This is a genomic window from Arenicella chitinivorans, assembly GCF_014651515.1.
GTDB lineage: Bacteria > Pseudomonadota > Gammaproteobacteria > Arenicellales > Arenicellaceae > Arenicella > Arenicella chitinivorans.
On sequence record NZ_BMXA01000003.1, the window covers coordinates 371,727 to 384,866 of the forward strand.

At 51.7% G+C, this 13,140-nt stretch carries 2 protein-coding genes; both read left to right on the forward strand.

What is annotated here, in order from left to right:
- Positions 1–684 precede the first annotated feature (684 nt).
- Positions 685–10,788, forward strand: coding sequence for an SdrD B-like domain-containing protein (locus IE055_RS11395; RefSeq protein WP_189401040.1), 10,104 nt, complete (start codon positions 685–687; stop codon positions 10,786–10,788).
- 15 nt (positions 10,789–10,803) lie between these two features.
- Entirely contained in the window at positions 10,804–12,966 is a 2,163-nt protein-coding gene (locus IE055_RS11400; protein WP_189401043.1) for a C25 family cysteine peptidase, read from the forward strand.
- Positions 12,967–13,140: the final 174 nt, after the last annotated feature.

The following is a 13,140-nucleotide window of genomic DNA, read 5'->3' on the forward strand; positions in this document are numbered from 1 at the left end:
GGAGGTAGGCCGCAAAAACAACCGAATTGGTTGATTTTTAAACATTAAATTCGATTTGTTGCTTGTCAAACGCTTTTTAAGTTTTGTGGATTTTGGTATAATTCTGGCGTAGTCGATTTTTGTTGTGCCCGCAAATTTTTATTTTTTTAACTCAAGTGCAGGCACGTTTTGGAATGATTTTCGACTAAAAGCTGGCTAAAAGTGCGCAGTATTGCTCACTGAATCTGCGCGGTTGGTTGCACGGGTGAAGTCAGTTTATGGGATGTATTTCTGCGGGGGGCTGATATGTGATGTCAGTAGTGGATGCAGGGTACATAGGGTAATAGTGTGGGGTCTCAAAGCGCGGTTGGTACTCGCTTGAATCTTGCACTGGGTGTAGGCATTCCCATGGGTTGCCTTGACTAACTTGAGGGTTGTTGAATAGCAAGAGTGTTGGGGTTCGCATAACCTCTGGCATGTTGTTGATTGCCGGAATGTTGCGTTCGGTTGCGTTTTTTTTCGCACTTTTTCACTTCTTCATACGAACATTCTTTTCTAAGTCTTATTCGGGCTTGGCGTTCGCTTGCATTCTCCATTTTCTCGAAACGACACGTAGCACCTGGCTTCAACGGTGGCGTGTGCGTCGATGGAAATGCGCTCTCATGGGCTATCACAATTTAGCTGCCGAGAACGGTGGGTTTTCAGATGAAAAGAGTTCAAAACGGGTTGGAGCTCGCGCGTGATCGTGCGGGCAGAGTAAATGCTGTTGGCGTGCAGAGCACGGCTGCGTCGCGTTCGTCGTGTGCATCCCGCTTAAAGACACGGTTTCTAGCGCTCTCGATGTTGGCGGCCACGGCATTGGTAACGGTTGGCGCGATCCAAGACGCTGCAGCGACTGAGGAATTCTTGGTGCCGCTGCCAGGCGACCATGCGCAAGCATTTTTGGAGGGCATCAGCTCGACCACAAGCTGCACCGGTTTTACCGCCCCCGACCCCGACCAACCGATGAATTCGATTACGGATTTTGTCGCTCGTGTTAATGGTACCATCATTGTGATTGACCATTGGGAAGATGGTTATGAGCCTGACATTGCCGCTGTTGCCGCAGGCAGTGCGCCAACCCAAGCGACCACACGAATCTACGGCGACGGTGACGTCTCCAATGGCGCGGCTCCGGGAGTGACTGTCGATGCCAACGACGTATTGACGCAAGGTCAAGTTGTGGTGTTTGAGGAATCCATCAACACCAATACACAGTTAGCCGATGTGGAGATAACAGGTGCCGCCATTACCGGTGGTGGTACGCGGACCCGAGACGGGTTAGACGGCGCAGACCGTATCTTCTCAACTGAGACCATCAATGTCACCCGCGCACAGTGGGCGGGTTCTTACGATCCGCAAAACGTAGGGTCGAGTCAGTCGGGTACACTATTTGCAGGCGCATTCGAATTGTTCCCAATGTCCCAGTGGGGCGAGAGCTTTACGCTACCCGTGGGTGAGGACTCCGGTGCCCCAGAGTTTGAGTGGGCTGGGGTGACGATTATGGCAGCGCGTGATGGCACCAGTGTGTCGGTGGATTCAAATGCTGACGGAGACTTCACTGATCCGGGTGACGTCAATGCGCAGGTGATTAACCGTGGCGAGACGATTGAAGTGTCTGGTCGAAATGAAGGTGCGAGTTCTGGCGTAGGCATGAATAGCGGAGCGCGTATTTTCAGCTCCGACATTGTCCAGGTAAACATTTTAAGTGGCCAAGAATGCACCACGTACGCCTCACGATGGTTTACCCTCTTTCCTGACGCCTTGCTTGGAAATACATACTACGAGCCAGTCTCCACGCCGGCGAACGCGGCAACGCAGATTTACCTGTACAACCCATCACCGAATCCAATCACGATCAATTGGGAGACCAACGCTGGCATACAGACGCCGATCGTTGTGCCCTCAAACGAAACGGTTGCACAAATTATTCCAACGGGTACAGGTGCTAAGTTTTATACCGGCACAACCGCCACGTTTGGCGCCTTAACCGTTACGGATGAAAATGATACTGCCCACGATTGGGGTCACGCGTCCACTTCAGATCGTCTCATGGGCAACGTGGTGCAAGTTGGTTATGCCGAAGGTGATGATCCGTCAATCGATCATCCCTACAATTTAGCCGATTCTGTGGGTGATGGCCTATTAAACTGGGGGCGATATAATGGTACGTTCAGTTCAACACAGGACAACTACGGTACTGTAGACGCATCCGGCACCACATCGCAGGTTGGTCTGGCGGGCAATACTGGCACCAACTACGGGATGATTTTAGACGGCTTTATACGCTTAGAGGCTGGTCAATATACGTTTGCGACGACTTCCGACGATGGGTCGCGTTTGTTTTTAGGGAATAATAATTTTGAAGTGGTGACGAATGATGCGAACCAACCGCCAACACAAGTTACCGGTACAGTAAATATTGGGTCAGCGGGATGGTATCCGATTACAGTGCGTTACCGTCAAGGTGGCGGCGGGGCTGAGCTTTCCGCGCAATGGCAGCCGCCTGGCACCAGCACGCTGGTTGACATTCCTTCTTCCGCTTTCTCAACGTTTGAGCCGCCCGCCGCAATTGGCGAAAACGGTTCTCCTGTCTGGTTGATCGCTGACAATCCATCGGATCCCAGTGACACGCAAATCGACGTGTGTGTCGACGTGCGCGGAAATGGGGGAGTGAATACTGATCCGAACACTGGGCGAACTTACGATTACTTAGTAACCTTGGACAGACTCGACAGTGCGCGCTTGTACGATGGTGGGCGTGATACACCGAACGACGTGCCGGCACACATCGATGGCGATCAAAGTGGCATGTTGGCGTTTGTCTGTGATGGCAGTGATGCAATTTTGGCGGCTGCCTGGGGGCAAGACCCCAATACAGCAAGTACTGGTGCACCGGCCGTGGATGTTGGTACAACCGTACGTTCTGTCAGTGCGGACGTGGCGTTCTTGGGTGATACGATCTTTGAAGACATCAATTCAAACGGTGTGCGTGATCCTGGTGAGCCGGGCATCGAAAACGTGACGGTTCGATTGTACCCTGAAGCTGGTGTGAACTTGGGTCAAGGCCCAGGTCAGCCGGTGACCACGGTGACCGACTATAATGGCAGTTATTTATTCTCTGGATTGGTGAACGGCGATTATGTCGTCGAAGTGATTTCACCCGACGGTTGGGTTCAGACCGCTGATCCAGATGCTGAAAACGGTGACCCTGTGGTCTTAGACAGTGTGTCTCGACCAACTATCGAAAACGCGAATGGGCGCCTGGATCAAGATTTTGGTTATAACAATAATGTTCCCGTTGGAGACGTCGGTGACACGATTTACCAAGATTTCAATGGCAATGGCATTCAAGAGCCTGGTGAGCCTGGTATTCCTGGTATTCAAGTAGAGCTTTGTTATTTCGGCAACGTGGCTACCGATAATTTTTCCGTAAGGTCTTACAATAACAACGCAGCAAGCTGGGCATCGAGTTGGGTTGAAGCCGGAGATTCAGGCGGCGCGACCGGTGGCGGTATACAGATAACAACGGCCGGTGAGCTGTATCTGAGTGACAATAATACCTCCTTGACGCGGCAAGTGAACCTCAGCGGTGTGACCGGACCTGTGTTGAATTTTGACTGGCGCGGATTAAATGGGGGCTATGAGACAAATGACGAAATTGACGTCCAGATTAGTTCGAATGGCAGCGGCTTTACGACTATCTATACGTTTGAAGGGCAAGACATTGACAATGACTCAGGTTTCTTGAGTTTGCCGATTAGTCCGGTTAATGGTGATCCAGTGTCAATTCGGTTTGCCGTCACTCAGTTCGTTGGTAACGATGAACGATTGTTTATCGATAACTTGGCAGTGCAAGGCTCAATTTGCGAAACGCGTACTACCGATGCATCGGGGAATTATTTATTCACCGGGCAACCTGAAGGGTTCAAAACCATCACGGTGTTAAATCCGCCAACGGGCGCGACGAATTCCGATGACCCAGGTGGTGACGGCGACAGTGCCAATCAATTTACCTTGTACGGTACTGGCGGTAATCTGGAGCAAGACTTTGGCTATTTCTTTCCAGCCACGGTGATCGGTCACGTCTATCTAGATACTAACGGAAACGGTGTTCAAGATCTGGGTGAGCCCGATCTGGCAAACCTCAATGTGTTGGTGACAGATTCTGAAGGTAATTTGCAAACAGTCGTCACTGATGCCAATGGCGACTACACAGCGATCGTGCCACCGGGTTCGACGCATGTGAATATCGACGAGTCTGATCCGGACTATCCGACTGGTTTTATCCAAACAGATGGAACCGACCCAACCGTCGTAACTGCCGTGACTGGCAGTACGGTTGACGCTGGTGACGACGGTTATTATCAGGGCAATGTAATCGGTGACACGGTCTATTTAGAGGAAGACGGTGTACTCGGAACGCAAGGTGCGGGTGATCCAGGCTTAGCGAACCGGCTTGTAACGCTGACGCCGCCTGCGGGTGTAGATATTGGTGCCGGCTCCGGTGCTTCGATCTCTCAGACTACCGATCCGAACGGTAATTACAGCTTTGTTGGTCTGCCAGATGGCACGTATACCGTGACGGTATCAGCGCCGAGCGGGCATACTCAAACTGAGGATCCGGACGGTGGTAATGACAACACGTCAGTGGTCACTGTGTCCGGAGGTGTCGTTAACAACGCGCAGGACTTTGGTTATCAAAGTAACATCTCATCGGGTTTTATTGGTGACCGTGTATTCAACGACATCAATGGCAATGGCATTCAAGATGCTGGTGAGCCTGGTTTGCCCGGCATTACGGTGCAGATTTGCGGTGACTTGGATGGGATCAACCCATCGCCGAATACTTGTCGTACCGAAGTCACGGATGCGGATGGAGATTATCTTTTTGGTGACAATTTAACGGCTGACGGTGGGTCGCTCTCACCACTGGATAATCCGTTGCCGGCGACAGATCCGGGTGAGGTTTATACCATCACGATTTTGAATCCACCGGCCGGTCAGGTGAATACGGCTGACCCAGATGGTGGTCTGCCACACTTCAGCCAGGTGGCATTGCCGACCGGTGCGGGTAATTTAGACCAGGACTTTGGTTACTCATCGCAGGGTACGGTTTCCGGTCACCTATATATCGACAGTAATGGCAATGGGGTTCAAGATTCAGGCGAGCCGAATTTAGCCAACGTGGATGTGGTCATTACCGATTCGAACGCAGTTCAACGCGTAGTTACCAGCGACAGCAATGGTAATTACAGTGCGCAAGTGCCTGCCGGAACCACTACGGTGAACGTTGACGAGACCGATCCACAGTTCCCGCAGAACCATATTCAAACTGAAGGCACGGACCCAACCACGGTGACAGCCGTTGCAGGAACCAATGTCAGTGCCGGAAATGATGGTTATGCGCCGACAGGCCGAATCGGTGATTTAATATTCTTTGATAATGGCAGCAATGGCACCGTGGGTCAGTACGACCCGGGTATTGATGTGGGTGTGCCTAGTGCGACAGTGACCCTGTTGCCACCTGCGGGTGTCGATTTGGGCAATGGTGCGGGCCAAGCGATCAGTACGACTACGGACGCCAATGGTAATTACTCATTTGGGTTGTTGCCAGCCGGTACGTATCAGGTAACGGTGACACCACCAAGCAATACGACGCAAACGGTTGATCCAAATGAGCCCGGTGCATGTACCACCTGTGATAGCACGTCGACCGTAGTAATCGCGACAGGCCAAGTAAATCTATTGCAGGACTTTGGTTACACGAGCACGGTTCCTGCTGGCGAGATCGGCGACCGCATTTTTGAGGACACCAACGCCAATGGTGTGCAAGATCCAGGTGAGCCGGGTATCGCGGGAATTGTGGTCCAACTTTGTGGTGACCTCGACAATATTAATGCAACGCCACCAACCTGTCGCACTGAAACGACGGATGCAGACGGTGACTACTTGTTCGGTGATGGTTTTGCTGGTGATGGTACGACCGTAGACAACAATGACACGCCAGTTCCAGGTACCACAGGGACAGAGGATTATACGATCACCATTACTAATCCACCTGCGGGCGCCGTCAACTCCGCGGATCCGGACGGTGGATCCGTTAATGTGGCACAGCTTACCTTGCCAGGTGGTGTGAGCAATTTAGACCAAGACTTCGGTTATGTGTTCGTGGCGAGCTTGTCCGGCAATGTATCGCAAGACAGCAATGGCGATGGCGTTGGCGATACCAACCTGCCAGGAACTGTAGTGCAGTTGTACACTGACCCGAATGGCGATGGCAATCCGGCGGATGGCGTCTTGTATACACAAACTGTGACTGATGCATCTGGCAATTACAGTTTTACTGGTGTGCCGGTAGGTGACTATGTCGTTGTTGAAATTGACCCAGCCGGTCTGCGCTCGGTCAACGATGGAGACGTAAGCCCGGATGCAGGCGGTGATGCGGTTAATGCAAGTGTGGTCGACAGTTATATCCCAGTAAGTCTGGCGAATGGTGAAGTCGATGCCGATAACAACTTTGTTGATGCGGCAACGTCAAGTATTGCCGGTAAGGTTTGGCTGGATGAGGACTTGGACGGCATCTTGGATACCGAAGAAGCGGGTATCACCGGTGTGACCGTGCAGTTGGTCTCTAACGGTGTAGTGGTTGCGACGATCGAAACGGATGCCAACGGAAATTACTTATTCGAAGGCGTGATTCCGGGTTCATACACCGTGAATGTGGTGGATGGAACCGTGCCAGGTGGGCTGACGAATACAGCGGGCGCTGGCGGGGTTGACCCTAAACCGGTGACCGTACAATCTGGTGACAAAGTACGCGATATCAATTTTGGATACATTCCGAGTGCGGCGGATACGGGTGCGCTGGGCGACCGAGTCTGGAGTGACGCAGATGGTGATGGCATTCAGGACCCAGGCGAAGCCGGTTTGGCTGGCGTGAGTCTAAGTTTGGTGGATGCGACAGGTGCAACAATTGCCACGACAACTACTAACTCGGACGGTGATTACCTGTTTACTGGTGTGCCATTCGGCGACGATTACACGGTGCAGATTTCGCCCAGTGACGCTGCCTTAACCGGGTACTCTCCAACCGTAGGCCCACAAAGTGAAGGTGGATACACCAGTAACCCGGTTACATTGGACGCCGGTCTGCGTGTGGTGACTGATCTCGACTTTGGGTTTGATAACGCAGCAACCAATACCATCACGGATACTATTTGGGTTGATTCCAATGGTGATGGCGTGCTGGATGGCGCTGAGCGTCGAGTAGCGGGTGTCACGGTTGATATTTTGAATGGATCTGGAGAAGTGGTGGCTACCACAACCAGTGATGCGAATGGTGAGGTGGCCTTTTCGGGACTACCTGACGGTAATTACACTCTTCGTATCACCGATCAGGACGGCAAATTAGCAGGCTACAGTGGCACAACCTCCGAAGGGCGCGCGCGCGTTTCCGATAGCGTTGCAGTGTCAGGGGGGCAAACGGTCACCGACACCAGTTTTGGCTATAACAACCCAGGTTTGATTGCCGGTACGGTGTACAGCGATGCGAACAGTTCGGCGGACCAGGAGTCCGGTGAAGTGGGTTACGCGCATGTGTTGCTGACCCTGTTGAGAGATTTGGACGGTAATGGTACTTACGAAACGACAGTTGCCACCACGCGTGCCAACGCGTTGGGTGAATATGCGTTCGACGGGTTGCCAGCCGGTGACTATCAAGTCGTGGTTACACCACCCGTGGGTACATTGACTGAGGACCCGGTTGGTGCGTTGGACAACGTGGCCCAGATCAGTTTACCTGTGGGCGGCAGCTCGGTTAACAATGATTTTGGCTACGTGAACGCAGCGTTTAATCCAATTTCAGGCACAGTATTCCTCGATACCGACAAAGACGGTGTGGAAGAAGCGGGTGAGCTTGGTATCGCCAATATCTCATTGGCGCTGCAACAAGCCGCGATGCCAGTCATCGCAGGTGCGCTTGATATGAACGGTGACGGCTCGATCGACGCCAATGACGACGGGACTTACCTGGGTGTCAACATTATCGACGGATTAGCCGATTTCAATGGCGACGGTGTGGTGAATACCGCTGATGATGGTGCGCTGAATGGCGCCACGATTGTCGATGGTGTGTTCAACACCGGCGGGGCAAGCAGCCTGGTGGCCGTGACGCTAGCGACCACAACGACTGATGCAAACGGCGACTACACATTTACCGGATTGCCAGACGGTTCCTACACGGTTTCTGTGACGGACAACGCCGCCTTGCTGGCGGGTTACGACATCACCAGCGGATTGGATACCTTACCGGCCACTGTCGCTGGCGCGCCAGTAACGGATGTTGATTTTGGCTACATCCGTGAAGAAGCGACTGCATCCATCGCCGGTGAAGTCTTTTTAGATGAAAACGGTAACGGCGCTGCAGAAACATCTGAGTATGATTTGACCGGCATACGGGTCTATCTATGTCGCGCACCGCTAGAAAACGCGGCGGCAGTTTGTAGCCCAACGCACCCGAACTACATTGCGACGGCGGTTACTGATGCGCGTGGTGAATATCTTTTCGAGTCACTATTGCCAGCGCAGTACACGTTGAGTACTGAACCAAATGACATTCCAACCGGTTTGGCTGAAACGGTTGATCCAACTCCATTTGGATCGCCAGTGTCACTATCCGAAGGTGAACAAGTGACTGACGTCGACTTTGGTCATGAGCCAACAGCCAACAATGGCGTTATGTCTGGCTTTGTCTGGGTTGATGTGGACAATGACGGCCGTTACGACAGCGGTGAAGCACCGATTTCAGGCGTGACGATTCAGGTGCGGGATGCGGCCACAGCGACCCAGGCTAATCCGCAGGGCGATATCGTCTATACGACGACAACGGCTGCTGACGGGTCGTGGATTATTTCTGACTTCACATCCACTGGCTTGCTAGACACATTCTCAGTCCATTATGTGGCGGCAGATATTGATCCGAACGCAGGCGCCAATCTAAATGAGACGCAGCCCACGAACATGCCTCTGGGTGAATATAACTATTCGCCGGTAAGGTTGTTGAGCGATCCGGATCACAATATTACTAATCTGGATTTTGGGTTTAACCCCAACGTCGGGGCCAACCTTGGTAGTATTTCAGGTACGCTCTATTCCGATGTTGACCAAAACGGTGATTACGCTGCTGCTACCGATGGTGAGTTGCAAGGTATAACCTTAAATTTGGTGGATGCCGGAGGCAATGTGATCGCGACCACTGTCACCGATGAAGCCGGTTTTTACCGATTCAACGGATTGCCGGATGGTAACTACACGGTTGAGATCAGCGACATTAATCGCGTTACCAAGGATTTGAATCCTTTGGAAGTCATACCGACGCCGATCACCATCACAGGTGGTGCCAACATCACGGATCAAGATGCTGGGTTTATTTCTGGCACGACGCTCCGTTCCATCGGTAGCCGTTTCTTCTTTGATACCGACAACGACGGCTTTGCGGACGATAATGAGCCTGGTGTACCGGGTGTCACGATCCAATGTTGGTTGGATGCTGATGCGAGTGAAACACCGAATGATCCATCGATTGCATCCTCATCGGTGGTGCCACAGCCTGGTGTTGACAACCTGATTCGGACGGTGCGAACTGATGACAATGGTGAGTTCTACTGTACGAGTTTGCCAGCTGGACAGTATATTGTCCGCGTCATTGATGCGGGTGACTTCAATGAAACCGAGCACGGCGCGACGGTAACCGGCAACGTGGGCGATAATTTCGCGAAACCGTGGAGTTATGCGCTCACGCTGAACGCCACCGAACCGAACTACTTGGCAGACTTTGGTGTGGTCGGTACGAATTCATTGAGTGGGACCGTGGTAGTTGAAGCAGCCAATTTGGTTGAACCGGACGACGACGGTATTCTGCAACCAAATGAATTGGACGGAACGCCTGGATTGAATGCTGATTCGCCAGCTTCGGGTGTAACGGTTGTGCTCTACGTTGAACAAAACGGACAATTCGTTGCGTTGGTTGAGACCGTCACAGATTCTAATGGCGACTACAGTTTCGACAATCTGCCAGATGGCAATTATCGAGTCGAAGTCATGGCTGATGGTTCGCCGATTGATGGGTACGGTCAAACAGGAGACGCCGATCTGGTTAATGAAGCGAATCCGGAAGATCGTGTGTGTGACTCTCCAACCACGGCATTGTGTGATAATAAATCACCGGTATACGCCTTGAGCGCGGGTAACACGCAAACGGGAGTTGATTTTGCATACCAACGCAATTTTGCGACGACACCGGTGACGATGAACTTCTTCAGTGCTTCGCGTCATGGTGATGTGGTTGAGTTTACTTGGGAAACCAGTAATGAGGTCGGTCACGCTGGGTTCCAAGTCTATGCGCGAGCCGCGCAAGAATGGGTGTTGCTCAGCGAACAATTGATTGTCGGTGCGCCTGGTCATGTTATGGATACGCGGAGTTACACTTTCCAAGCAGTGAGCGACGCCAAGTGGTTTGCGTTGGTGGATGTGTCTACTCAAGAGGAAGTCGTGCCGCACGGTCCGTATCAGGTCGGTGAATCGTATGGTGAGAATATGAAGGTGCCAGAAGCATTCGATTGGAACGGCATTATTTTGACCACGCCAAAGGCAACTGAGGTACGAGATGCCGTTGATTCGCGTTTGCAGAAAATACTGCAAAGCGGTGATTTTGACACTGATGCAGCGAACGACCCTGCGGACTTTCAAGTTCGCACGGGGACTGAGTAAGCGGAGGGGATTAATATGAAACGCGTAATTTTTAAAGCATTTGCCGTCGCTGGGTTAATCAGTTGGAATAGCCCATTGCTGGCGTCGGAACTGTTCAAACTGGTGACCACCGAGTCTGGGATGCATCGAATCGATTACTCCCAACTAGTTAATGCTGGGCCAGATTTAGGTGATGTACCCCGACGTAACTTAGCGCTGACGCTTAATGGCGAACCAGTGCCATTACATGTAGAAGGCCAAAGCAACGGCAATCAAAACCGATTTGGTCCGGGTGGTTTTATTGAGTTTTATGCCAGCAAAGCTGACTCTTTGTACTCTAAGGAGCAGGTATATGTGCTGCACTTGGTGAGTAATAAAGAGCGCGCTGAAAAGGTCATTCCGATTACCGGCGTGCAAACACGTTTGGATCCAAATAAGCCATTCGGACAGGATTTTCTCTATACGCATGTGGAGGAAAAAAACAATACCTATGATTTTGGTGCGCCGTCCACCACAGACCCCTTTCATTTTGGTCAAACGTTCAGCTTTTACGCCACACCGACGTACAAATTCGAACTCGATGGTGTGGTCGCTAACAGCACGTCTGCCAGCGTTGAAGTTGAGATGTATGGTCTGTTGGATTTTGATATCGAAGGCAATGACCACCATTACGAAATACTGGTTAATGGCAACTTGGTTGGAGATCAACAATTCGATGGGGCAACCGCCACCACCATGCAGATCGACAATGTACCGGTTACCTCTGGTGAGAACACCTTCAAATACAATTATCGCTCTATTGCCGGTGTGCCGTTTGATCGAATCTCCTTGAACAAATTCGCGGTAACGTACCCGCGAGTCACGGATGCCAGTGCTGAAGGGCGATTGGAAGGGCGTTTCACCAACTATCAGGTCCAGATCCGTAACATCGATGAAAATGCGTCAGTGTATCGGGTTTCAGAAGATCGTCGTCAGGTACAACGTTTAACGCGCGGCGTCGAAGCACGTGGAACGGGTGTGGTATTCAGTACTAACGGCGAAGCCAGCGACTATGTGGTGGTAGGAAGTGATCGGTATCACACGCCGCAAGTGCGTATGATCCCAGAAGCCGAAGACATTTCAAACGGTCAGTTCGACTACTTGGTGATTGCGCACCCGAGTTTGATGGGTGTGGAGTTGGAAGAATTAGTCGCATTGCGTTCGCAGGAATACCGCACCAAGGTCGTTAATGTCGAACAGGTTTATGCGCAATATGGGTATCATCAAGTTGGTGCTGATGCGATTGAGGCCTACATTCAGCATGCAGTGCGTAATATGGGCGTATCGATGGTGATGTTGATTGGCAGCGATACACTGGATTACAAGCAACATGTATCTCAGTCTGTCAGCCTTATACCAACCAAGTATGTAACGACGCCGGGTGGCGCGTTGACGATCACGCAAACCCCATCGGATGCTGCGTATGGCGATATCAACAAAGATGGGACGCCAGATGTGCCCACAGGTCGTATTTCAGCGCGCACACCTGCCGAACTCGGTAACGTAGTTGGTAAGATTCTGGCCTACGAAGCGCGTGAGGGTTATGTTGGTCGAACTGTTGTCGCAACCGACAAAGAAGACTTGGGCAATGGTGTTTCATTTCAGGATGATGCGCAAGCAATGATTGAGGTGATTCCAGCGTCTTGGTCTGACGGATTGCGTAGCGATTTCCTGGCGTACCCAGATGTGGATGGAGCGCAACAAGCTCATGATAAGCTGATTAATCTGATCAATTCTGGTGTGTCTGTTGTGTCTTATGTGGGCCACTCATCGCAGCAGAGTTGGGCGTACACCACACCGCCTATGTTGCGCGCTAATGAGATCGCGGGCCTCACCAACGTCGGCAAACCAACCCTGGTCACGCAATGGGGTTGTTGGAATACCTACTTTGTGGATTTGTCTGGTAATACGATGGCCGATGCATTCCTGCTGACTAAGAACGTTGGTGCAGCCACCGTGCTGGGTGCGTCGACGTTGACGAGTTCTGCTGGTGAACGTGCGCTGGGTATTGAGCTGAATAAACGCATTTACTTAAAAGGCATGACGATTGGTGATGCGGTTATCCAAGCCAAGCAAGCGATGGCTCAGAGTTCAGATTACCCGGACATTCAGCTAGGGTGGCAGATCCTTGGCGATGTTGCTCTCAAAGTAAACCCTTAGACGTTTTAAAATGTATTTAAGGCAAAAAGGCCAGCGTTTAGCTGGCTTTTTTGTGTGCCGGTTGGTTGGGCCGCAGGATCGTTCGACTCTCAGGTCGAGTGCTTAAAAAATAAGCGATTTAATCGCTGATCCGGTTGGAAAATAGCGGATAATCGGTAAAATACGCGCCCCTGA